Source organism: Pseudomonas huaxiensis (assembly GCF_003231275.1).
GTDB lineage: Bacteria > Pseudomonadota > Gammaproteobacteria > Pseudomonadales > Pseudomonadaceae > Aquipseudomonas > Aquipseudomonas huaxiensis.
Window position 1 is genome coordinate 58383 of record NZ_QKVL01000008.1, and the last position, 22900, is coordinate 81282.

The window sequence follows — 22900 nt, forward strand, 5'->3', positions numbered from 1 at the left end:
AAATCACAGCGCCCGCAGCCAGGTCACGTCCTCGGCGTGGCTGACCTCGATGGGCGCGATGGATGGCAATGCCTGGAGGAAGCCTTCGATGTCGTCCAGTTGTACCACCGCGTTGATTGCCGGCCGGCCTTTGCCGGGGCGCACCTGTACTGGTTGGCGGCGATAGCGCGACAGGCTGCTGGCGATTTCCTCGACGCTGGCCTGTTCCAGCACCAGCCGGCCTTGGGCGAAGGCAAAGGCATTACTGGCGGTGATCGGCAGCAACGTCGGCCCGCGGTCGAGCAGGGTGCTGGCGACCTGGCCGGCCTTCAGCACCAGCGCGCCTTGTGCGTTGTCGACCCGCACCGAGCCGCGCTCGACGCTGACGCGCAGCTCCCGTGCGTCCCGCGCCACCACGAAGCGGGTGCCCAGCACGCTGACCCGGGCGAGCCCGGCGTCCACCGCGAAGGTTCGGGCGGCGTCGTGGGCGACATCGAAAATCGCCTGGCCCTGCAGTAGCCAGACCTGACGTCGGCCCTGGTCGAACTGCACGCGCAGGCGGGTATCGGCATCCAGGTACAGCTCGCTGCCGTCGGGCAGGCGCTCGCGACGGCGCTCGCCGATTGCCGTGACATAAGTCTGCGCGAATTCGCCGCGCCCGCCGAACAGACGCCAGGTCAGGCCGACCGCCAGCAACCCCAGCAGGCCCAAGGCCCCGCGACGCAGCACCGTACGCCGGCCGTGCTGACGCTCCAGTTCCCCGGCCAGCGCCTGGGTGCTGGCGGTGGAAGAAAAGTCGCCCCACAGGTCGCAGAACGCCTGGTACTCGGCGGCATGTCGCGGGTCAGCGTCGAGCCACTGGCGCAAGCGCTGGCGCTCGGGGTGATCGTCCGGCAGGTGCATCAGCCGGGTGAACCAACGGGCGGCCTGTTCGCGAACGCTGCTCATGGCATCAGCCTCTCGCGGGCGGCACGCAAGTCGAGCAGGGCGCGGATCAGGTGGCGTTCGACGGCGCTGAGGCTGATGCCGAGCATGCGCGCGATGTCCGGTTGGCGATGGCCTTCGATCCGCGCCAGCCAGAACACCTCTCGGCAGCGGGCGGGCAGGCAATTGATGACCCGTTGCAGGGCTTCCAGGCGCTGCTGCATGTCGGCCAGGTGTTCGGCGGACGGGGCGAAATGTTCGCCGTCGGACTCGTAGGCCGCAGCCAGGCCCTCGGATTCGTCCAGCGAGCAGAAACGCCCACTCACCCGGAAATGGTCGATCAGCACCGTCTGCGCGACGCGGCGCAGGTAAGCGTTGGGTTGGTCGATACGGGTCTGGCGGTCGGCCAGCAGGTAGCGGATGAACGCGTCATGCAGCACGTCATAGGCCAGTTGCATGCAACCGGTCCGCCGCCCGAGGCTCAGCAGCAGATCGGTATAGGCCCAGCGCAGATCGATTCGATTCCAGTTCATGCTGCCCGACAATCCCTACAGCCCGCCGGGGCTCCGGCGGGTGACGGGAGGATAATGATCCGACAGGTTTTGCGCAAATACGAATCACTATCATAAGCGTGGCTGGCTGCCAGTCAGCGTTGCGGGCGGCGGTTGCTCGTCTTGCTGGCGGATGGACGCGGCCGTCGCCGTTCCAGCAGCACCAGCCGCAGGGCCTTGGCCAGCAACGCGCCGAGAATGCAGCCGGCCGCGGTGGCGATGATCTGCAGCAACAAGCCGAGCCCGCTGACCAGGGTCATGGCCTGAACCCAGGTGATCACTTCCGGCCACAGCGCCAGCCACAAGGCGATGAAGCCCAGCACCAGGTCGTACCAGAGACCGTTGACGCCCGCCGGGCGATAGCCGCGCACGAACAGGATGAAGGCGCTGAAGGCCATGGCCAGCAGCACGGTGCCGAAGGTCTGGCTAAGCGCGTCGGGTCCGGACATGGGATTAACCTCCGTTGCCGGCGCGTAGACGCAGGCATTGGTGACGGTGCAGGCCGAGGCGCACTTCGTCCATCAGCGCTTCGGCGCAGTCGAAGGCGCGCTGTGCCTCGGGGTTGTCAGCGGCCGCTGTGCCGCTGAAGTCATCGACCCGCAAGCCGTCGATCAGCGCTGGCGCTTCCACCAGCGTCCAGTCCAGGCCGCTGGCCTCCAGGCTGCGACGCAGGTCGGCGCCGAGGGCTTCGTCATCGGCGGTGTCGGCGTCCACCAGCCATTGCCAGTGACCGATCAGGAGCAGCCTTGGCACGCCGGCGCGGCCCAGGCTCAGGGCGCCGTCGATCAGGTGACCGCATTGCACCGGCAGGTCGTCCTGCAACTCGCCGCCGAGGCAGGCAAAGACCACATCGAGGCCGGCGATGGCGCGGTTCACCGTCGGCACCGAATCGAGGCTGCCGAGCTTGCAGCGCAGGCCGGGGCGGGCGGTCAGTTGATTGAGGTCGTCGAGCACGGCGGTGACTTCGTGCTGGCGGTGCAGCGCGGCGGCGATCAGCGCCTGGCCGAAGCTGTCGTGGGGCAGGAACACGCCCAGTTTCAGGCGCGGGGTTTCAAGGTTGTGCATGGGGGCCTCCCGAAGGTGGACGGCGGATATGCATATCGAAGGCCGTCCATCGCTCGAGTTCCGCCGGTGTGACGCATGACACCCGGCGGGGTCTAGGGCTACAGGTCGTCGTTGCCGATGGAATTGAAAATACGCAGGTTGCTGTCACGCGGACCGATGGTCTGGTCAATGCGGATTTCCGCAGTCTTGATCGCCGCCGCGGCACGCAGGTCGACGTCCGGCATGTGCTGGATGTAGTTGGTCATGACGTAGGCTTCATTGATCGCCTGGATGGGCGTGAGCGTCGCCAACTGACCCAATTGGGGCGGCGCGCCCAGGTTCTGGTACAACGCTTCGAAGTCCGCCAGCACGGTAAAGGGCAGGCCGGACACGCACACGTCATCGGTCGCCAGGTACTTGTGGGTGCATTCGTGGATCAGGGTATTGGTCAGGGTGTTATTGCCGACCGTCGCGAGGGTGCTGAAGCGGATGTTGACATCATGTGGGTTGTGATAGCCCGCAGGGTCCTTGTTCAGGCAGCCGTGAACCGACGGGCCGCCGAACAACGCGTGGGACAGCGGCATCTGTACGTAAGCGACTGCACTCGCTGGCCGGAACCAGTGATAACCATATTCGGCCAGGCGCAGGTCCGGGGAGAGCAGGCCGGTCATCAGCCGCTGCAGCTTCTGGGTCAGGCCTTCCAGGGCCTTGAAGATATCTTCTGGGTCTTGCAGGCGGAAATGGACGATCAGGTGCCGGAAGAAGCTGGTTTCCAGCAAGCTCACGGCTTCTTCTGCGTCGAAGCCGGTTTCTCTCGCGCTCCTGACCACATGCAGGGCGATCACTGTGGTTTCCGTAGCCTTCTTGACCAACTGCCGCGCCTGGCGCATTGCCTCGCTGAGTTTCTGCAGCCCCGCTGGCGCGATGTCATTGATCGCGATGATGTTCAAACCACCGATCTTGTAGGTCACTGCCATGTGTACACCGTGCCGGAAATAGGGAAGGAGTGCCGATAGTGCATGGATAGACGGGCTGTGGCGACTGCCGATAAGGGTGCGCGATCACTTTTCCTGCGGCCTTGACTGGCGTCAACCGGCCAGCGCCCGCGCCGCGCTAGTCTGGCGCGCACGACGAGGCCCCTTCATGACCTATCCCTACCTGTTGACCCTGCACCTGTTTGCCGCGCTGATCTTTATCGGCACCGTGTTCTTCGAGGTGCTGTTTCTCGGCAGCATTCGCCGGCAATTGCCCGACCGGCTGATGATGATGCTCGAACACGCCATCGGTCAGCGCGCCCGGCAAGTGATGCCGTGGGTGTTGCTGGTGTTGTTCGGCGCTGGGGTGGGGATGGTCCGCGAACGTTATCTGCCGTTGCTGGCGGCGCCGTGGGAATCGTCGTTCGGCACCTTGCTGGCGCTGAAGATCGTTGCCGGCGTCAGCGTGCTCGGCCACTTCCTCACGGCACTGTGGTTGTTCCGCAGTGGCCGCATGACGGCGCGGGCAGTGACGTTCATTCATGCCAGCGTCTTCACTCATTTGCTGGTGATCGTGCTGCTGGCGAAGAGCATGTTCTTTCTGACGTGGTAAGCCGGAGGCCGCGATGCAAGTGATCGACCGCAACAAGGCGCTGGCTGTCACGCCGCTGCTGCGCCTGGCGTTTCGCCCGTTCTTCCTCGGTGGCAGTCTGCTGGCGCTGATTGCCGTGCCGCTGTGGCTGATCGCCCTGGGCGGCAGCCTCGACTGGCAGCCGGCGGGCGGCTGGCTGGCCTGGCACCGACACGAGTTGCTGTTCGGCTTCGGTCTGGCAATCGTCGCCGGTTTTCTGCTCACCGCCGTGCAGACCTGGACCGGCCAGCCGGGGGTGAGCGGCAAACCGCTGGCGGCGCTGGCTTTGTTGTGGCTGGCGGGGCGGGTCGCCTGGCTGGCCAATCTGCCGCTGCCTTTGCTGGCCTTGCTGGAGCTGGGCTTTCCACTGCTGCTGGCGCTGCTGATGGGCCGCAGCCTGTGGCGGGTCAAGCAGCAGCGCAATTACCCGGTGGTGGCGTTGCTGTTGCTGCTGACGTTGGTGGATGCCATCGCCGTGACCGGGTTGCTCAACGGCGACGACGGTTTGCAACGCCAGGGCGTGCTCGGCGGGTTGTGGCTGGTGGCGGCGATGATGGGGCTGATCGGCGGCCGGGTAATTCCCTTCTTCACCCAGCGCGGCCTTGGTCGCACCGCGGCGGTCGCGCCCTGGCCGTGGCTGGACTGGCTGTTGCTCGGCGTTTCGGCGCTGGTGGCGTTGCTGTATGCCGCAGGGCCGGCGTTGACGCCGTCGTGGTGGCTCGGCCTGCTGTTCGCCGGGTTGACCCTGGGCCACGGCATTCGTCTGCTGCGCTGGCATGATCGCGGGTTGTGGCAGGTGCCGCTGCTCTGGTCGCTGCACCTGGCGTATGGCTGGCTGGTGCTGGCGTGCCTGAGCATGACTCTGTGGCATCTCGGCGTGACGCTGAATCCGAGCCTCGCAGTGCACTGCCTGACGGTGGGTGCCATGGCCGGGCTGATCCTGGCGATGATCGCCCGGGTCAGCCTTGGCCATACCGGCCGGCCATTGCAGCCGCCGGCGGGGATGAGTGTGGCGTTTGTGCTGTTGAATGTCGCCGGGCTCGCCCGGGTCTTCCTGGTGCCGCTCAATACCCATGCCGGGTTGGGGCTGGCGGCATTGTGCTGGGCGCTGGCGTTTGGGTTGTTCGTTTGGGGTTATGGGCCAATGTTGATGCGGGCGCAGGTGGATGGGCATCCGGGGTAGGGCTGGCGTAGCCATGCCTGCAGGAATTGTTTGAAAAAATCCTCAAAGACAGTTGCCCCCACAGGTTGAACTGCCTCCACCAACCCTGTGGGAGCCGGCTTGCCGGCGATGAGGCCGCCAGTGACGCTCGGTCTCAAGGCGCCAACATCCGCCAACTCTCAGTGAGCTCCCGACCCAACCGCCTCAGCCGGGAACCCTCACTCACTTTGGGGCGAACCGCTCCCACCAGCCGGGCCGGCTGGTTTGTTGTTGATAGGTCTGCACCTGATCGGCCGCGCTGCCCAGCAGTTGCGCAACGGTCGAGCCGCGCCTGGCCACGTAGTCATCCAGTTCGGCGATGGCTTTTTCCAGCACCCCATAGCCACCGGTAAACACCGCCGAGGTCATTTCCGTGGCGCTGGCGCCGGCCAGCAGGAAACGCGCGACGTCCAGCCCGGTGCGGGCGCCGTTGGTAGCGATCAGCGGGTAGTCGTCGGCCATGGCCTTGCGGGTCAGCATCAGCCAGCGCGCCGTTAGCGGCAGTGCCCAGGAACCACCAATCGCGGCGCTGGTGCCGAGCAGCGGCAGGCCGCTGTCCAGGTCCGGCAAGAAGCCCATGAAACGGCCCATCATCACCACGCTGTCGGCGCCACCACGCCGCGCGGCCTGGGCCAGGCCAACCACGTCTTCGCTCTGGCCGGTGAGCTTGATCCACAACGGCAAGGTGGTCGCCTGGCGGATGCGTCGGACGATCGCTTCGATGCGCTCGGCACCGCGTTCCAGAACGATCGCGCCCTTGGCCGCTTCTTCGCCGTGGGGCGCACCGATGTTCAGTTCCAGCACCCGCAATCCGGCCTGTTCGATCTGCCGGGCATAGTCGGCGCATTGCTCCAGGTCGCTGAGGATCAGGCTCGGGATCACATACGCGTCGAGGGTGCGGGCGTAGTGGTCGAGCTGGACCAGTTCGTCGAGCCAGTCGCCGAAGTCGCGCTGCACCAGGCCCGAGCGGCCGAACAGGCTGGCGTCGGCCGGCGGATTGAAGTCCCAGGGCAGGGGATTCCACTGGGCGTCGAGCAGCACGTAGTCGGTCTTGTCCAGTTGCGCCTTGGCCGCCGCAGATTCGTTGGTGGACTTGGCCACCACCGCGCCGGCACCGGTGTCCAGCGCGGCACGGATCGCCGCGGCGGTCATGGTCTGTTCACCCGCGCCGCAGATCACCGGGTTTTTCAAGGTGAGCTGGCCGAGGGTGGTGGTCAGTCGGGTCATGGGCGCGCTACTCACAGGTTCATCAGGCGGGCGGCGTTGCCCGAGATCATTTTGCGGATGTCGGCGTCGCTGTATTCCAGGTCCAGAAGCTGGCCGATGACGTTGCGGAAACCGTCGGCGATGCTCGGGTTGCCTTGCTGGCCGAGGTCGGAGCCGAGGATGGTGAGCTCGATGGTGCCGGCCTCGATCACTTCGCGCAGGAAGGTGTCGTCATAGAATTTGAACTTCGAACCCGGCACCCACATGCACATCGAGTGCTCCATGAACACGCCTTCGCGGGCCAGTTGGCGCATGTCGTCGAGGGTGGCGTCGACCACGTAGGTCGGGTGGTTGACCAGCAGGCGCTTGACCCCGCGGTGGCGCGCTTCCTCGAACAGCGGCCAGATCTCGCGGATGTTCAGGTGGCCGGCGGAGAGCACCACGTCCTGGGCGGCGATCAGGTCGAGGATGGCTTTGACCTCTTCCTTGAGCTTGCCGTCATCGTCCAGCACGGTCAGCGGAATGGGCTGCAGCATGCGCTGGGTGGTCTGCGGGAATTTGTCGACGAACTTCACGTCCTGGTGGTGATGGGCGATGTGGTTGGCCGAGGAGAAGGTCGGCATCCACACCAGCTTGGCGCCGAGGTTCAGGCCGTGCTCCACCGCGTGGACGTTGAGGCCGCCCACCGAGTTGTTCAGCGGTACCCCCGACAGCATGTGCACGTTCAGTTCGCTGAAGTGCTTGTTGAGCAGGGTGGTGACTGGTGTGCAGCTGTAATAGTGGTCCTTGAGCAGCACCGCTTTCAGGCCCGCTTCGGAGGCTTCGCGCATGGCTTCGATATGGTCGCAATAGCGCGGCATCACCGACGGGCCGCTGTGGCAGTGCAGGTCGATGGCGCCGACCAGCAGCTCATTGATGCGGGCCTGGCGTTCGTCGTTGGCGGTGGGGGTGAGAATGGCGTTCATGGGGCAACCTCTTTGTTCTTGTCAGGTGGCGGCTCAGTGAGCGGAACCGCGGAAATGTCGGGCGTGCTGGCTCCAGCCGGCGCGCAGCAGCGCCTGGTCCGAGCCGAGAATGAAAAAGCTCACGCCGCAGGCGGCGAAGCGGTCGAGGTCTTCGAGGCCGGCGACGAAGATGCCGCTGGCCTTGCCGGCGCGCGCGGCGGCGTCGAGCACGCGGTTGACGGCGGCTTCGACCCGGGGGTCGTCGAGGCGCTCGGCGCCCAGTGACACGGCGAGGTCGGCGCGCCCGACCAACAGGCAATCGATTTGCTCGACGCTGGCGATGGCGGCGAGGTTGTCCAGCGCTTCGCGGTCTTCGATCTGGGCGACGATCGCGTGGCGGCCGTCTTCGGCGGCGAGGTGTTCGGCCAGGTTGGCGCGGCCGTAGCCGCCGGCCCGGGGCGAATTGGAGAAACCGCGGTTGCCGTCGCGATAGCGGGTGCCTTGCAGTATTTGCCGGGCCTGGCCGGCGTCGATGATGTGCGGCAGCACCAGCCCGTCGGCACCGAGGTCGAGGGCTTGCAGCAAGGTCGCCGGACGCGCGTCGGCGACCCGCACCAGGCCACTGACGGACGCTGCGCGACAGGCCAGCAGGCCGAGGTCGAGGCTGCCCTGATCGAAGGGCGCATGTTCGGCATCGAGCACCACCGCGTCGAGGCCGGCGTCCCCGGCTATTTCCACCACCGCATGGCTGGGTGTCTTGATGAAACTGCTGAGCAGCGGCTCGCCGGCGCGCAGCCGGGTGGCGAAGGTGGCGGTGCTCATGCCGGGACCGCTGCGTCGGCGAACTCGCCGGCCTGGTATTCGATCAAGTGGCGGTAGTCGTCACGGATCGGCGAGAACACATCCAGGTTCATCACCACTTCAGTGCCGAGCGGTTCGGCGTAATGCACCACGTGCGGCGGGATGCGGATCATGCTGCCGGGACCGCCTTCGACCACCTCGTCGCCGAGGTGAAAACGCACGCGGCCCTGAACGATTATCACGAGTTGTTCGAAGGTGTGGCTGTGGGGGAAGACATCCATGCCGGGACTCAGCCAGTTCATGACGCACAACGTGTCGTCGCCACGAAAGGCCACCCGTTCCACTCCCTTGCGCACGACTTCCCGTGGCAGGTCATTCCAGTTATGCAGCAGTGCCTGGGCGAGGCTCATCGGCGAATCTCCTTTTTGTTTTCTTTTAGGGGAACAGTGTTTCGCTGTGAGATAAACCTACGCCTGCCGTATCCAGGCGGTCAAGCCCCTTTTTCAACCTTGACAGCGGCTTTTGAACGGCTCTAGGATTGTGTCGTTCAAAAGAACAACATTTCTTTGTAAGAAATATTAGCCTCAAGGAATCCACAGATGCGTGTAATCGAGTCTCTTCTGATTGACGGCCAGTGGTCGGCTGGCACCCACGAGCGCCAGGCGGATGTCTTCAACCCCGCCACTGGCGAGCTGATCGCCCATCTCGGCCTGGCCTCGACGGCCGATCTGGATCGCGCCCTGGCCGCCGCCCAGCGGGGCTTTCAGGTGTGGCGCAGGACCTCGGCCTATGAGCGCTCGAAAGTCCTGCGCAAGGCGGCCGATCTGGTACGCGAGCGCTCGGACGAGATCGCCGCGCTGATCACCCTGGAGCAGGGCAAGCCGTTGGCAGAAGCCAAGATGGAAGCCTTCGGTGCCGGTGACCATATCGACTGGTACGCCGAAGAAGGCCGTCGCGCCTATGGCCGGGTGATTCCGCCGCGCGCTCGCGGTGTTCGACAAACCGTGCTGCGCGAACCGATCGGTCCGGTAGCGGCGTTCAGCCCGTGGAACTTCCCGGTCAGCCAACTGGTGCGCAAGATCGCCGGCGCGCTGGCGGCGGGCTGTTCGATCATCGCCAAGGGCCCGGAAGAAACGCCGTCCTCATGCATTGAACTGTGCCGCGCCTTCCAGGATGCCGGCGTACCGGCCGGGGTGTTGAACCTGGTATTCGGCGTGCCGGCGGAGGTGTCCGACTACCTGATCCGCTCCGAAGTGATCCGCAAGGTGTCGTTCACCGGTTCCGTGCCGGTCGGTCGCGCCCTTGGTGCGTTGTCCGGCCAGTACCTCAAGCGTTGCACCCTGGAACTGGGCGGGCACGCACCCTTTATTGTCTGCGACGACGTCGATGTCGAAGCCGTTGCGGCGCTGGGCGCCGGTTTGAAATTCCGCAACGGCGGGCAGATCTGCGCCTCACCGACCCGCTTCTATGTGCAGTCGGCGGTGTACGAGCAGTTTGTCGCTGCCTTCTGTCGAGCCGGCGCCAGCTTGAAGATGGGCGATGGCCACGACCCGTCCAGCCAGCTTGGCCCGCTGGCCAACCCGCGTCGGGTGGCGGCGGTGCAGGAATACGTGGACGACGCCCTCGCGGTGGGTGCGCAGTTGGTGCTGGGCGGCGAAGGGGTCGACGGTGGTGGCTTCTTCTATCCGGCCACGGTGCTGACCGACGTACCTGAAAACGCCCGGGTGATGAGCGAAGAGCCCTTCGGCCCGATCGCCTCGATCGTGCGTTTCGACAGCCTTGATGAAGTGATCGAGAAAGCCAACAGCCTGCCATTCGGCTTGGCGGCGTTTGCCTTCACCCGCTCGATCCAGCGCGCCACGCTGCTGGCCGACGAGTTGGAGTCGGGGATGGTGTCGATCAACCACTTCGGCCTGGCGGCGCCGGAAACGCCGTTTGGCGGGGTGAAGGACAGCGGTTACGGCAGTGAGGGTGGCAGTGAAGGCCTGGATGCCTACTTCACCACCAAGTTCGTCAGCCAGATTGGCTGAGCCAGCACACCACTCACTGAACTAACACAGGCCCTGTGGGCGCTGGCTTGTCGGGGCGCCGAACCGTAGCGATAACGGTCGCAATCGCTGGCAAGCCAGCTCCCACAGGGGCCAGCGTCGAGAATAAAAACAATGCAGAGTTTCGACTACATCGTCATCGGAGCGGGTTCGGCTGGCTGTGCACTCAGCGCGCGGCTGGCGGCGGCCGGCAAGCAGGTGCTGCTGCTGGAAGCCGGTCCCGCCGACAACCATCCCTATATCCATATCCCCGGCACTTTCATTCGTGTCCACGGCACCCAGCGCACCTGGATGTACCGCACCGAACCCGAACCCTTCGTCAACCAGCGTCGCGTCTTCATCCCCCAGGGCCGCACCCTCGGCGGCGGTAGCTCGGTCAACGCGATGATCTATATCCGCGGCCAGGCCGAGGACTACGACGAGTGGCAAGCCAACGGCTGCCCCGGCTGGGGCTGGGCGGACGTGCTGCCGGTGTTTCGCCGCTGCGAGGCCAATGCCCGTCTGGGCGGCCAGTTGCACGGTCAGGACGGTCCGCTGAAAGTCAGCGATCCGCGTCACCGCCATGCCTTGAGCGAGGCCTTTGTGCAGGCGGCGGTGGAAGCGGGCGTGCCGGCCAACGACGATTTTAACGGTGCGAAACAGGAGGGCGCCGGCTTCTACCAGACCACCACCACCGATGGCCGCCGCGCCAGTTCTGCGGTGTCGTACCTGCGCCCGCTACGGCATGACCCGCGGCTCAAAGTGCTGAGCAACACCCATGTCACCGAGCTGCTGTTCGAGGGCCGGCGCGTAGTCGGCGTGCGGGCCACGGGGCAGCAGGGCAACGAGCTGCAGTTCAAGGCTCGCGCCGAAGTGATCGTCAGCGCCGGGGCGATCGCCTCGCCGAAGCTGTTGATGCTGTCGGGGATTGGCCCGGGTGAGCATTTGCAGTCGCTGGGCATCCATACCCGCGTCGACGCGCCGGGCGTCGGCGAGAACTTCCAGGACCACCTCAGCGCCTCGGTCTACGCCCAGACCCGCCAACCGGCCAGTCTGCTGGGGCATGACCGCGGCCTGCGGGCGATCGGTCACGGGCTCAAGTACCTGGCCACGCGGCGGGGCCTGCTCAGTTCCAACGTGGTGGAGAGCGGGGCGTTCGTCGATGCCACTGGCTGCGGCCGGCCGGACGTGCAGTTCCACGTCGTGCCGGCGCTGGTGGGCGACATGGACCGGCTGCCGCCCAGCGGCCACGGTATTTCCATCAACCCGTGCGCGCTGCGTCCGCGCTCCCGTGGCCGGCTGCGCCTGAAGAGCGCCGACCCGATGCAGGAGGTAGCGATCAATGCCAATTACCTGAGTGACCCTGAGGACATGCGCACCATGGTTGCCGGGGTGAAAGTGGCGCGGCGCATCCTGCGCTCGCCGGCGCTGGCCAGCGTGGTCGAAAAAATGCTGCTGCTGCCGGACCACGACGGTGTGCCCGACTCGGTGTTCGAGGACTATGTGCGCACCGTGGCCAAGACCGTGTTCCACCCGGCCGGCACCTGCCGGATGGGTCAGGACCCCGGCGCCGTGGTCGGTCCGGACCTGAAAGTGCACGGCGTGGAAGGTCTGAGAGTGGCCGACGCTTCCATCATGCCGACGATTGTCAGTGGCAATACCAACGCACCCAGCATCATGATCGGTGAGCGCTGCGCGGACTTCATCCTCGCCGCCGGCTGACCGGTCACCGAATCTTCGCCAATACAACAATTACAAGAGTGCAGCGATGAATCTCATAGCCCGTAGTACCTTCGACAACGAGCAGGACAGCACCCTCTACAACCGCATTGCCTGGCGTCTGTTGCCGTTTCTGTTCGTGCTTTACATCGTGGCGTTTCTCGACCGGGTCAACGTCGGCTTCGCCAAGCTGCAGATGGCGGCGGATATCGGCCTCAGCGACATGGCTTTCGGTTTCGGTGCCGGGGTGTTCTTCATCGGCTACTGCCTGTGCGAGATCCCCAGCAACATGATGCTGCAGCGGGTCGGGGCGCGTTTCTGGATCGCCCGGATCATGGTGGTGTGGGGCATTCTCTCGGTGTCGATGCTGTTCGTTACCACGCCCAACCAGTTCTACGTGCTGCGCTTTTTGCTGGGCATGGCCGAGGCCGGGTTCTACCCCGGGGTGGTGCTGTACATGACGTACTGGTTCCCGTCCTACGCCCGTTCCCAGGGCATGGCCTGGTTCAACCTCGGTATTGCCATGGCCGGGGTGATCGGCAGCCCGCTGTCGGGCTGGATCATGCAGACCTTCGCCGGCGTTCACGGCATGGCCGGCTGGCAATGGCTGTTCCTGATCGAGGGCATGCCGGCGGTGATCCTCGGCGTGGTGGTGTTCTTCTACCTGGATGACCGTCCCGGCAAGGTGCACTGGCTGACGCCGGAACAGAATGCGCGGGTGGTCAAGCAGCTTGCGGCGCAGCGCGAGGCGCAGGAGCAGGCGGGGGCCGGACACAATTTCCGCGCGGCCTTCGTCAACAAGGACCTGTGGTTGCTGATCTACGTGAACTTCGCTTTGCTGTGCGGCACTTACGGTGTGTCGTTCTGGTTGCCGCAGATCGTCCAGAGCCTGGGGGTCAAGAGCCTGGCGCAGACCGGTCTGGTGGCGGCCATTCCGTTCGCCGTGGCGTCGGTGTGCATGCTGTGGGTCAGCCGCCATTCGGACCGCACCCGCGAACGGCGCTGGCACGGCACCCTGTGTAACCTGGCGTCCGCGCTGGGCTTGGCGATCGCGGCGTTTTTCCACGATCAGCCGGTGTTGTCGCTGGCCGGCCTGAGCCTGGCGATGTCGGGCGGGCTGGCGGGTTTCTGCGTGCTCTGGGCGCTGCCTGGTGTGCTGCTGACCGGCACCGCCGCTGCGGCGGGCATCGCGTTGATCGCCACCGTGGGTAACCTCGGCGGTTATGCCAGCCCGTTCATGATGGGCTGGATCAAGCAGAGCAGCGGGCACCTGGAATATGGCCTGTATGTGCTGGCGGTGATGACCGTGCTGGGCGCCTGGGCGATGTTCTCGGTCAAACCACCCAGCGCGCGGCAACCGCAGATCATGGCGAAAACTGCCAACGCCTGATGTCGTGGAGCAATACAAGCGTTTCGTCGAGCGATACAATCGGGGCTTTCCACAGCTCGACATGAGGTGATCGCTTGGACCAGGAAGACGAAAAACCCAGCAGCGGCCCGGCGCTGCTGGAATCGGTGGAGATGGTCTTTCGTCTCCTCGATGAACTCACCGCTGCCCGTCGCCCGCTGGGGGTGACGGAGCTGGCCCAGCAACTGCAGACTGCCAAGCCGCGCACCTACCGCCACCTGGCATCGATGCGCCAGTTGGGCATCCTCGAACAGGACCCGGCCACCGAGAAATACATGCTCGGCGCACGGCTGGTGGCCTACGGCGAAGCCGCTGGCGAGCAGTTCGACCTGCGCGCCATCGCCGATCCCTATCTCACCCGCATTCGCGACGCCACTGGCCAGACGGCCTTGCTGGCGGTCGCCACCCATGACACCGCGCTGGTGGTGTCGTGCGTCGAATCCAAGGCCAACGTGTGCATCTCGGTCAAGCCGGGTAACCGCGTGCTGCCGTACTGTTCGGCCCAGGGCCGCACGGTGCTGGCTTTCGCCGATGCCGCCAGCCAGCAACGGGTAATGCGCCGCAAGATGCCGCAACTGACCCCGAACACCCTGCACGACCCCGAGCAACTGGCGCAGCGCCTGGAGCTGATCCGCCAGCGTCTGTACGACGATGCGGACGGCGAAGTGACCCTGGGTATCAATGCGTTGTGCTGTCCGCTGTTCAGGGAAAACGATCAGATCGTAGGGACTATCGGCATTGTGGGCCCGAGCGCGGCAATCCCGTCACCACCGCCTGCGGCGATGCTGCGCGAGTTGCAATCGGCGGCGGCGGAGATCAGCGAGCGGCTGCATGCGGGGACGTATCAGCGGTTGTAGCAGAGGAAAGACCTAACCCCGGGCCCAACCCCAACCCCAACCCCGCCCCGCCCTCTGTAGGAGCGAGCTTGCTCGCGATGTGCTGCTTAGACGCTCCATCGCGAGCAAGCTCGGGTCTACGGGTCTACGGGTTTACAGGTTTTCAGGTTTTCAGGTTTTGTTGAGGGTTATTGCGGCAGGATCAGAACAGATTCAACGGATACTCGGTAATCAACCGCACCTCATTGAAATTCACCCCCCGGTCCGGGCTTCTGAAGCTCGCCTGCCGTACGCGGAACGACAGGTCTTTCGCGCTACCCGACTGCACCACGTACTTCACGTCGATATCCCGTTCCCACGCGCGGCCGTTGTCGGTCCTTGCCGTATGGAAATCAGTGCCACGCAGATAACGGGTCATGAAGGTCAGCCCCGGCACACCCAGCGCCGCGAAGTTGAAGTCGTAGCGCGCTTGCCACGAGCGTTCGTTCTCGTAGTTGAAGTCCGAATACTGCACCGAGTTGGCCAGGAACACCGTGCTGTTGCCGTCCACGCCGTAGGTGTAGTTGCCGGTCCCGCTGACCCGTTGATGAGCGATCAGGAACCCGTGCGGGCCGGCCGTCAGCGAGGCCGCCAGGCTCCAGATGCGGTTGTCCAGTTCGCCAGCGCGGGCCTGACCCTGGCTGCGGGTATCGTAGCCGTTGAAGTCGAGCTTGAAGGCGTAGCCGTCGGACAGCGGCAGCACGGCGGTGGCGCCGACGTAGTACTTGCGCCAGTAGTCATCGACATCCGAGTGGTAGGCGCGCAGGTTGAGGTTGCGGTTGAGCTGGTAGTCCGCGCCAATCAGGTCCAGCGACGACAGGCGGCCGCTGTCGTGCTCGCTCTGGTCGCGGCTGCGCATGGCGGTGAAGTGGCCGGCATGCATCGTCAGGCCGTCCAGCTCCTTGCTGGTCAGCAGCCAGCCTTGGGTGGTCTCGGGCAACAGGCGGTTGTCGGTGGTGGCCAGCACCGGCAGGTTGACTAACTGCTCGCCGACCTTCAGTTCGGTTTTCGACAGCCGCGCCTTGAGCGCCGCGCCGCCTTTCGAATAGCTGTCCTTGGCGCCGTTGCTGTCTTCCTCCAGCAGCAGGGTGCCGCCGCCCTTGCGGCCATTGCCGGTGTCCAGCTTGATCCCGAGCAGGCCGATGGCGTCGACGCCGAAGCCGACCGTGCCCTGGGTGAATCCCGACTCGAAGGTGGCGATGAAACCCTGCGCCCATTCTTCGGAGTAGTTCTGCGCCGTGCGGTCATCGAGGAAGTTGCGGTTCATATAAAAGTTGCGCGCTTTTATAGACAGGTGTGCGTCTTCGACAAAGCCCCCCGTGTCGGCCTGGGCGGTGAACGGAACAGCACAAGCCAATGCAAGCAGGTTTTTGATTTTCATTATTGTTTTTCCATGCAGGTGCGCGAGTCACAGCCCTGTTGCGAAACGAGGACGTGGCTTCAAGGGCGTGACCATGGGTATCCGAAGAATCAGCTATTTGTTCTTTTGATAGAAACACTGTTTCTCTGGATGGCTGATGCTATTGATCCTGCCGGCGTGCTGTCAAGCCGCTTGAGCGGTGCTTGCGGCTTTTCTTCAGGGCAGGAATCGCAGGCATGCGAAAGCCCCGACCGCACGACCCGCACTGCGGGTCATGCGGCCGGGGCCGTGGCAGTCGCGGTCAGCGACGGGTGAGGGAGCGCGACAGCAGCAACAGCAGTGAGGCGAACACCACCATGATCGTCGCCGCCGACAGCAGCACCGGGCTCAGCGCTTCGCGGGCGGTGGTGAACATCTCCCGAGGCAGGGTGCGTTGGTCGGGGCCGGCGAGGAACAGGGTGACCACCACCTCGTCGAGGGAGGTGGCGAAGGCGAACAACCCACCGGAAATCAGCCCCGGCGAAATCAGCGGCAAGGTCACTTTGCGCAGGGTCATCCACGGCGTCGCGCCCATGCTCGCCGCCGCCCACAGCAGGCGCTGGTTGAGGCCGCCCAGCGCCGAACCGACGTTGACCACCACGAACGGCACCGCCAGGGTGGTATGCGCCAGCACCAGGCCGGCGAAGGTGCGGGTGATGCCCGCGCTGGAGAACACGAAGTACATGCCCACCCCGACGATGACTGCGGGCACGATCATCGGCGCGATCAGCAGCACTTCGATCACCCGTTTGCCGGGCATCGCCGGGTGACGCAGCCCCAGCGCCGCCAGCCCGCCGAGCACCACCGCGAGCACGGTGCTGGTCAGGGCGATGGCGAAGCTGTTGAACAGCGCGCCGAGCCATTGCGGCGAGGCGAAGAACTCCTCGTACCAGTGCAGGGTGAACTGCCCGAGGGGCAGCGACATGTAGCGGCTGTCGCTGAACGAGAGTGGCAGCACCACCAGGATCGGCAGCAACAGGAACGCCAGCACCAGCCAACCGCTCAGGGACAGGCCAAGGTTGCCGAACCAGGCCAGCGGCCCGCTATTGGGATTGCGAATCATCGGTTCACTCCTTCGCTGCCGCGGCGGGCCAGCCAGGCCTGGATCAGGTAGAGCAGGGTGGTCGCCACCAGCAGCACCAGGCCCAGCGCCGAGGCCAGGCCCCAGTTGAGGGTGCCAGTGGTGAACTGGGCGATGTAGAAGCTGATCATCTGGTCGGCCGGGCCGCCCAGCAGCGCGGGCGTGATGTAGAAGCCGAGGGTGACGATGAACACCATCAGCGCACCCGCCGCCAGCCCCGGCAACACCTGCGGCAGGTAGACCTGGAAGAACACCCGCAACGGCCGTGCGCCCATCGAATAGGCAGCCTGGACCAGCAGCCGGTTGCAGCCGGCCATGGCCGCCAGCAGCGGGAACACCATGAACGGCAACATCACATGGACCAGCGCCAGGATCACCCCGAAGCGGTTGTAGAGCAGGTGCACCGGGCTGTCGATCAGGCCGAGGCGCAACAGCAACGCGTTGACGATGCCTTCGTCCTGCAGCAGCACCATCCAGGCGGTGGTGCGCACCAGGATCGAGGTCCAGAACGGCAGCAGGATCATCAGCAGCAACACATTGCGGGTGCGCGGCGTGCGCCGGTCGAGGAAGGCGCACAGAGGGAAGGCCAGCAGCACGCAGAAGAGTGTGGTCATCGCGGCGATGCCGAAGGTGCGGCCGAGAATCGAGCGGTACAGGCCGGCTTCATCCTTGGCCACCAGCCCTTGCTGGTAGTCGTACTTGACGTCCACCGCCGACAACAGGTGATAGCTGCCGACAGGTCCGGCGGCGCGCTTGAAGGTCTGCCAGGTGCTGTTTTCCAGCCAGCGCGGGTCCAGGGCCTGGAGTGATGCAGCGCTGCCATCCAGCCGCTCGGCTTCGCGCTTGGCGGTCATCAGCAGGGCGCGCAAGGCCGGTGCCTCGTAGGCCAGGCGCCGGGCCGCCGCCGCGAGGTCGCGCGGGCTGACCGCGCGCAGGTCTTCGACCAGCGGCTTGAACAGGCGCTCGTCCGGCGCCGAGGTGCCATCCCAGTCGGCAACGGCTTGCGCGGTGGCCGGCAGGGCCTGCGGCAGTTCGCCGTCGGCGACGGCCCGCCACAACAGCGTGCCGATGGGGCCGACGAACGTCAGCAGCAGAAACACCACCAGCGGCGCCAGCAGGCCGTAGGCCCGCCACAGGGCGGCGCGGTCCTTGCGCGCGACCACGGGCAGGGCGGTGTCGAGGGCGATTGCACTCATGTCGAATCCTCGATCGGATCAGCGGGCGGACCAGGCGGTCCACTTGGCGTTCAGTTCGTCGATACGGTCCACCCAGAAGCCGTCGTTGAGCACCAGCACGTTGGCGCTGTTCTGCGGCGCGCTCGGCGAGTCGACCATGGCGGCGGGATCGGTGTCGGCAATGCCCTGAACCGAGGTGATGCCGGTGGGTTGCAGCGCCGGCCAGGCTTTCTGGTGCTCGCCTTTACCCATCACGTCGAGCAGGGCGTAGGCCTGGTCGACGTTGGGCGAGTTGGCCAGGATCACCCAACTGTCCATGGTCTGCAGCGACTGGTTCCAGACCAGCCCGAACGGCTTGTGGTCCTGGCGGATGGCGTTGGTCACCCGGCCGTTGTACGAGGTGGTCATGGCGACTTCGCCCGAGGCCAGCAACTGCATGGGCTGGCCGCCGGCTTTCCAGAACAGCAACTGGCCCTTGAGGCTGTCGAGTTTCTTGAAGGCGCGTTCCACGCCGCCCGGCGTGTTGAGGGTTTTGTAGACATCGGCGGGGGCGACGCCGTCGGCCATCAGAGCGATTTCCAGGTTGCCCTTGGGGCCCTGGCGCAAGGCGCGCTTGCCGGGGAAGGTCTTGGTGTCGAAGAAATCGGCCCAGCCGTTGGGGGCGCGGGAGACTTTGCTGGTGTCGTAGCCGAGGACGAAGTTATAGACCGCGTTACCGACCCCGCACTCGCTCACCGCGCTGGGAATGTAGTTGTCTTTGCCGCCGATGCGCTTGTAGTCCAGGGCGACGAACAGCCCTTCGCCGCACCCCAGTTGCAGGTCTTCGGCCTCGACCTGGACCAGGTCCCAACCGCTGTCGGCGCCTTCGGCGCGGGTGCGCAGCAGGCCGATGCCGCCTTCCCAACTGTCTTCTACCACCTTGCTGCCGCTGGCCTGGCTGTAGGGCTGGAAGAAGATCTTGCGTTGTACATCCTGATAGGCGCCGCCCCAGGAGGCGACGGTCAGGTCACGGGCTTGCGCAGTGCCGGCGAGCAGGGCCAGACCGCACAATGCAAGGGTGAAGCTGCGGACGGTACGGGGTGTATTCATGATGTGACTCCCAGCCTTTTGGAATGATTGTTCGTTGGCAGTGAAAGAGAAACTCATCGTCTCGATGCGCTTGTTTTTATGCTTTGGCGTTAACGCAGGATCATTGCCTGAGACGAGGGCAGGGCCAGGGCGACCTTCTCGCCGGGCAGCGGCGCGGCGCGCCCGAGGCTGCCGGGGTTGTAGGTCATCGCCAGCTCCGTGCCGCGGTCCATGCGCAGGCGCAACTTGCAGTGCGCGCCATGGAAGATGCTGTCGATCACGAAGGCGTTGATCGCCGGCTCACCCGGCGTCGCCAGGCGCAGGTTTTCCGGGCGGATCGCCAGTGCGGCAGCGTCACCGACGGCCAGGCCTTCCTCACTGCAATGGGCTTCGTGCAGCGTGCCGCTTTCTTCGAGGCGCACCTGCGCCAGGTTGCCGGAGCGGGACACCAGCGTGCCTTCGAGCAGGTTGGTCTCGCCCAGGAAGTTGGCGACAAAGCGCGTGGCCGGGCGGCTGTAGAGGGTTTCGGGGCGGTCGATCTGGGCGATCTTGCCTTCGTTGAACACTGCCACCCGGTCGGACATGGTCATTGCTTCGTCCTGGTCATGGGTGACGTAGACAAAGGTGATGCCCAACTGTTTATGGATGGCCTTGAGTTCCAGCTGCATGTGCTCGCGCAGGGCTTTGTCCAGCGCGCCCAAGGGTTCGTCCATCAGCAGAATGCGTGGCCGATAGACCAGGGCGCGGGCCAGTGCCACGCGCTGTTGCTGGCCGCCGGACAACTGGCCGGGGCGGCGGTCCTCGAAACCTTCGAGACGCGCCAGAGCCAGGGCTACCTCGACCCGGGTGCGGGATTCGGCGGCGGACACCTTGCGCAGGTTCAGCGGGAAGGCGACGTTCTGCGCCACGCTCATGTGCGGGAACAGCGCGTAGCTCTGGAACACCACGCCCATGTCACGCTTGTAGGCCGGCAGCTTGCTGATGTCGTTGCCGTCCATGAGGATGCGCCCGCGATCCGGGGCATCGAACCCGGCCAGCATCATCAGCGTGGTGGTCTTGCCTGAACCGCTGGGGCCGAGCAGGGAAAGAAACTCGCCCTGGCGGATGTCCAGGTGCAGGTCGTTAACTACCCAGGAGCGCTCGTCGTAGGTCTTGTGTACCTGCTCGAAACGCACCAGCACCGGGGCGTTGGACAGGGCGGATTCAACGGTGGGTGGCGGGGGCATATCGGCCTTGGGCAATGGACGAAGGGGCTGGAGGTTCATGGACGAATACCTGCCAGCACTTCGTCCAGCGCCTGGGACAGCGCTTTGAGAATAGTCTGGATCTGGTCGGCATCGACGATCAGCGGCGGCGCCATGACCAGGGTGTCGCCCAGGGCCCGCAGCAGGATGCCGTTGCGTTGCAGGACGTTGCTCACCTGCTGGGCGATTTTCAGCGTAGGGGCGAAGGGCTGGCGGGTGTCCTTGTCGGCGACGAACTCCAGTGCCGCCATCAGGCCGATGCCGCGGGCCTCGCCCACCAGCGGGTGACTGGCCAGCGCCTGGATGCCGGCCTGGAATGCCGGGGCGACTTCGCGGACGTGGGCGATGATATCCAGGTCGTCATACAGGCGCAGGGTTTCCAGCGCCACCGCCGCCGCCACTGGATGACCGCCGTAGGTGTAGCCATGGCCGAGGCCGCCGAGGGCCTGGCTCTGGTCGGCGATCACCTGATAAATGCGGTCGCTGATCAGCAGCGCGGAAATCGGCTGGAAAGCGGCGGACAGTCCCTTGGCGCAGGTCAGCATGTCCGGCTCGATGCCCATGGTCTGGCAACCCCAGTAATGGCCTGTGCGACCGAAGCCGCAGATCACTTCATCGGCGACCATCAGGATGTCGTACTTGCGTAGTACCGCCTGGACCTTGGCGAAATAGCCCGCAGGCGGAAGGATGACGCCGCCGGTGCCCATCACCGGCTCGGCGAAGAAGGCGCCGATGGTCTCCGGGCCGGCTTCGAGAATGCTCTGCTCCAGTTCTTCGGCCAGGCGCGTGGCGAAGGCTTCTTCGCTTTCGCCGGGCAGGCCCTGGCGATACAGATGCGGGCAACGGACATGGATCACGTCGGCCAGCGGCTCGCCCCAGCCGGTGTGCATGTTCGGCAGACCGGTCAGGCTGGCGGCGGCCAGAGTGGTGCCGTGGTAGCTGCGCTGGCGGGCGATCAGGCGGGTCTTGCCGGGTTTGCCGATTGCCGTGTGGTAGTAGCGCACGAACTTGATCGCGGTATCGACGGCTTCCGAACCGGAGCTCTGGAACACCACCTTGTTCAGTCCGGCGGGGGCGCGCTCGGCCAGGGCCTGCGCCAGGTCTGCGGCCGGACCGTGGCTGCGGTGGGCGAAAGTCTGTTGATAGGGCAGTTTGAGCAACTGCTCGTAGCCCGCCTGCGCCAGGCGCGGCTGGCTGAAGCCCAGCGTCGCGCACCACAGGCCCGACATCCCCTCGATGAAACGCTGGCCGTGCTCATCGAACACGTAGATCCCCTCGCCACGTTCCATTACCAGCGGGCCCACCTGTTCGTGCAGGCGAAGGTTGGTCTGGGGGTGGAGATGGTGGGCGATATCTCGTTGTGCCAGATCCGAACCACGAGCAGTCATGACGTCATCCTCTTGTTGAGCTGTATGCGTATGCGTTACGTGGTTTCATTTTTACGAGCATTTTTTGTCGGCGTCAAATGTTTTGTGTTTCGTTGAGAGGAACAGTGTTTCTTTGTGGTGTTCTCGGGTATGCCGTTTGAGTTGCAGTGCCCATGAGATCGAGCGCCGTTGTCACGGCGCATCGCGACGGTTCGGGCTCCGATAAGCTCGCTCCTACGGTGGTTTGCGATGCGGCATGTATGGTCTGGCAGATATATACACGTTGCCACCAACGTAGGAGCGAGCTTGCTCGCGATGCGGCAACTCGACTTCAAGACCGTAAAAACGCTAAAAACCAAAACCTGCAAGAACCAAGCCTTTTCATAAAGTCGTTTCGCCTGTGCGAACAGCTACTTTATCTCAACACCGCTTACCGCTACTCTCATGCACTTGAACCAGGCAGCAAGGATCTTCGATGAGCGAAGAAGCGAAACAAGGTGGCGTCAGATCGGTGCAACTGGCGCTAGACGTGCTCGAACGGGTGGCCGGGGCCGATGGCGAAATCGGCGTCAGCGAGCTGGCCGTGCAATTGGGGACCACCAAGGGCTCGGTGTTCCGTCACCTGAAAACCCTGGTCGATCGCGGCTACCTGAGCCAGAACCCGCAGAACTCGCGGTATCGGCTGGGCATCCAGGCGTATGTGCTGGGCCGGGTGGCGGCGAGCGGAGTCGATGTGCTCAGCGCCTCGGCCGACGCCATCCGTGACCTGCGCGACGAACTCGGGCTGTCGGTGGTGCTGTCGGTGCTGCAGGGGCGTCGGCTGATGGTGGTGGAAACCCAGTTGGGCAAATCCACCCTGGAAATCGGCGTGCGCCATGGCACCGAGCTGCAGTTGCATTGCAACGCCCAGGGCAAGGTCGCGCTGGCTTTTGCCCGGCACTTGAAGGTGGAACAGCTCGGCGCGCAATTACCGGCCGTCACACCCTTCACCATCACCGACCTGCCGACCCTGATCCAGCAGGTGGAACAGGCCCGCAATCAGGGCTGGGCAGCAGCAATCGAGGAAGAAACCCGGGGCATCTCGGCTATCGCTGCACCGATCATGGGCATCAATGGCGAACTGATCGGCACCCTCGCGCTGGTGGCCACGGTGCAGGACATCCATCGCGAGATCGATCCGGAGCAGGTGCGGGCGCTGAAGAAGGCGGCGCTACGGACCTCGTGGAACATGGGCTTCAAAGGCGAGTTCTGATACAGGATGGGTTGGGATATGGCATCGGAC

At 65.0% G+C, this 22900-nt stretch carries 22 protein-coding genes; 7 read left to right on the forward strand and 15 right to left on the reverse strand.

Annotation, left to right across the window (positions count from 1 at the left end):
- Positions 1 to 3: 3 nt before the first annotated feature.
- The 5 genes from DM374_RS11960 to DM374_RS11980 all read right to left on the reverse strand — a co-directional run bounded on the left by DM374_RS11960 (position 4) and on the right by DM374_RS11980 (position 3475).
- Entirely contained in the window at positions 4 to 927 is a 924-nt protein-coding gene (locus DM374_RS11960; protein WP_110969987.1) for a FecR family protein, read from the reverse strand.
- Positions 924 to 1436, reverse strand: a complete 513-nt coding sequence (locus DM374_RS11965; protein WP_095159685.1) for a sigma-70 family RNA polymerase sigma factor — start codon at positions 1434 to 1436, stop codon at positions 924 to 926. Before DM374_RS11965 ends, DM374_RS11960 begins: the two co-directional genes overlap by 4 nt.
- Positions 1437 to 1549: 113 nt before the next feature.
- Positions 1550 to 1903 carry a hypothetical protein gene (locus DM374_RS11970; protein WP_110969988.1) on the reverse strand — a complete coding sequence of 118 codons (354 nt, stop codon included), beginning with the start codon at positions 1901 to 1903 and terminating at the stop codon, positions 1550 to 1552.
- 4 nt (positions 1904 to 1907) lie between these two features.
- Complete coding sequence (locus DM374_RS11975; protein WP_110969989.1) at positions 1908 to 2519, reverse strand: NAD(P)H-binding protein; 612 nt, start codon at positions 2517 to 2519, stop codon at positions 1908 to 1910.
- Between the two features lie 98 nt (positions 2520 to 2617).
- Complete coding sequence (locus tag DM374_RS11980) at positions 2618 to 3475, reverse strand: hypothetical protein (protein ID WP_110969990.1); 858 nt, start codon at positions 3473 to 3475, stop codon at positions 2618 to 2620.
- Positions 3476 to 3641: 166 nt separating this feature from the next.
- On the opposite strand from DM374_RS11980, the gene DM374_RS11985 reads away from it, so the two are divergent.
- A complete protein-coding gene (locus DM374_RS11985) occupies positions 3642 to 4085 on the forward strand; it encodes a CopD family copper resistance protein (protein WP_110969991.1) in 444 nt (147 codons plus the stop codon).
- 13 nt (positions 4086 to 4098) lie between these two features.
- Positions 4099 to 5286, forward strand: coding sequence for an NnrS family protein (locus tag DM374_RS11990; RefSeq protein WP_110969992.1), 1188 nt, complete (start codon positions 4099 to 4101; stop codon positions 5284 to 5286).
- Positions 5287 to 5487: 201 nt separating this feature from the next.
- On the opposite strand, the gene DM374_RS11995 is transcribed toward DM374_RS11990, so the two are convergent.
- Genes DM374_RS11995 through DM374_RS12010 form a run of 4 tightly spaced genes read right to left on the reverse strand, consistent with a single transcriptional unit; the run spans position 5488 to position 8665 of the window.
- Positions 5488 to 6531: a beta/alpha barrel domain-containing protein gene (locus DM374_RS11995; RefSeq protein WP_110969993.1), complete on the reverse strand. Its 1044-nt coding sequence runs from the start codon at positions 6529 to 6531 to the stop codon at positions 5488 to 5490.
- 11 nt (positions 6532 to 6542) lie between these two features.
- Positions 6543 to 7475, reverse strand: coding sequence for a DUF6282 family protein (locus tag DM374_RS12000; RefSeq protein ID WP_110969994.1), 933 nt, complete (start codon positions 7473 to 7475; stop codon positions 6543 to 6545).
- Between the two features lie 33 nt (positions 7476 to 7508).
- On the reverse strand, positions 7509 to 8276 hold the full coding sequence (locus DM374_RS12005; RefSeq protein ID WP_110969995.1) for an HpcH/HpaI aldolase family protein: 768 nt from the start codon (positions 8274 to 8276) through the stop codon (positions 7509 to 7511).
- Positions 8273 to 8665: a cupin domain-containing protein gene (locus tag DM374_RS12010; RefSeq protein ID WP_110969996.1), complete on the reverse strand. Its 393-nt coding sequence runs from the start codon at positions 8663 to 8665 to the stop codon at positions 8273 to 8275. Before DM374_RS12010 ends, DM374_RS12005 begins: the two co-directional genes overlap by 4 nt.
- 189 nt (positions 8666 to 8854) lie before the next feature.
- Here DM374_RS12010 and DM374_RS12015 point away from each other — a divergent pair, with 189 nt between their 5' ends.
- The 4 genes from DM374_RS12015 (at position 8855) to DM374_RS12030 (ending at position 14266) form a co-directional block, all read left to right on the forward strand.
- Entirely contained in the window at positions 8855 to 10285 is a 1431-nt protein-coding gene (locus tag DM374_RS12015) for an NAD-dependent succinate-semialdehyde dehydrogenase (RefSeq protein ID WP_110969997.1), read from the forward strand.
- A gap of 132 nt (positions 10286 to 10417) precedes the next feature.
- The gene (locus tag DM374_RS12020; RefSeq protein WP_110969998.1) at positions 10418 to 12004 is read left to right on the forward strand and encodes a GMC family oxidoreductase; all 1587 of its coding nucleotides are present in this window, start codon (positions 10418 to 10420) and stop codon (positions 12002 to 12004) included.
- 46 nt (positions 12005 to 12050) lie between these two features.
- A complete protein-coding gene (locus DM374_RS12025) occupies positions 12051 to 13391 on the forward strand; it encodes an MFS transporter (RefSeq protein WP_110969999.1) in 1341 nt (446 codons plus the stop codon).
- A 74-nt stretch (positions 13392 to 13465) separates the two neighbouring features.
- A complete protein-coding gene (locus DM374_RS12030; protein WP_095158811.1) occupies positions 13466 to 14266 on the forward strand; it encodes an IclR family transcriptional regulator in 801 nt (266 codons plus the stop codon).
- A gap of 181 nt (positions 14267 to 14447) precedes the next feature.
- Here DM374_RS12030 and DM374_RS12035 read toward each other — a convergent pair whose 3' ends face one another.
- From DM374_RS12035 to DM374_RS12060, 6 genes are all read right to left on the reverse strand, one after another.
- A complete protein-coding gene (locus DM374_RS12035; protein ID WP_177431547.1) occupies positions 14448 to 15665 on the reverse strand; it encodes an OprD family porin in 1218 nt (405 codons plus the stop codon).
- Positions 15666 to 15945: 280 nt separating this feature from the next.
- Entirely contained in the window at positions 15946 to 16743 is a 798-nt protein-coding gene (locus tag DM374_RS12040; protein WP_371929280.1) for an ABC transporter permease, read from the reverse strand.
- Positions 16743 to 17960, reverse strand: coding sequence for an ABC transporter permease (locus DM374_RS12045; protein WP_110970002.1), 1218 nt, complete (start codon positions 17958 to 17960; stop codon positions 16743 to 16745). The genes DM374_RS12040 and DM374_RS12045 overlap by 1 nt, the downstream gene beginning before the upstream one ends.
- A gap of 18 nt (positions 17961 to 17978) precedes the next feature.
- The gene (locus DM374_RS12050) at positions 17979 to 19028 is read right to left on the reverse strand and encodes an ABC transporter substrate-binding protein (protein ID WP_110970003.1); all 1050 of its coding nucleotides are present in this window, start codon (positions 19026 to 19028) and stop codon (positions 17979 to 17981) included.
- 89 nt (positions 19029 to 19117) lie between these two features.
- A complete protein-coding gene (locus DM374_RS12055; RefSeq protein ID WP_110970004.1) occupies positions 19118 to 20272 on the reverse strand; it encodes an ABC transporter ATP-binding protein in 1155 nt (384 codons plus the stop codon).
- A complete protein-coding gene (locus tag DM374_RS12060; protein ID WP_110970005.1) occupies positions 20269 to 21639 on the reverse strand; it encodes an aminotransferase in 1371 nt (456 codons plus the stop codon). The genes DM374_RS12055 and DM374_RS12060 overlap by 4 nt, the downstream gene beginning before the upstream one ends.
- Before the next feature lie 454 nt (positions 21640 to 22093).
- On the opposite strand from DM374_RS12060, the gene DM374_RS12065 reads away from it, so the two are divergent.
- Entirely contained in the window at positions 22094 to 22870 is a 777-nt protein-coding gene (locus DM374_RS12065; protein WP_110970006.1) for an IclR family transcriptional regulator, read from the forward strand.
- Positions 22871 to 22900: the final 30 nt, after the last annotated feature.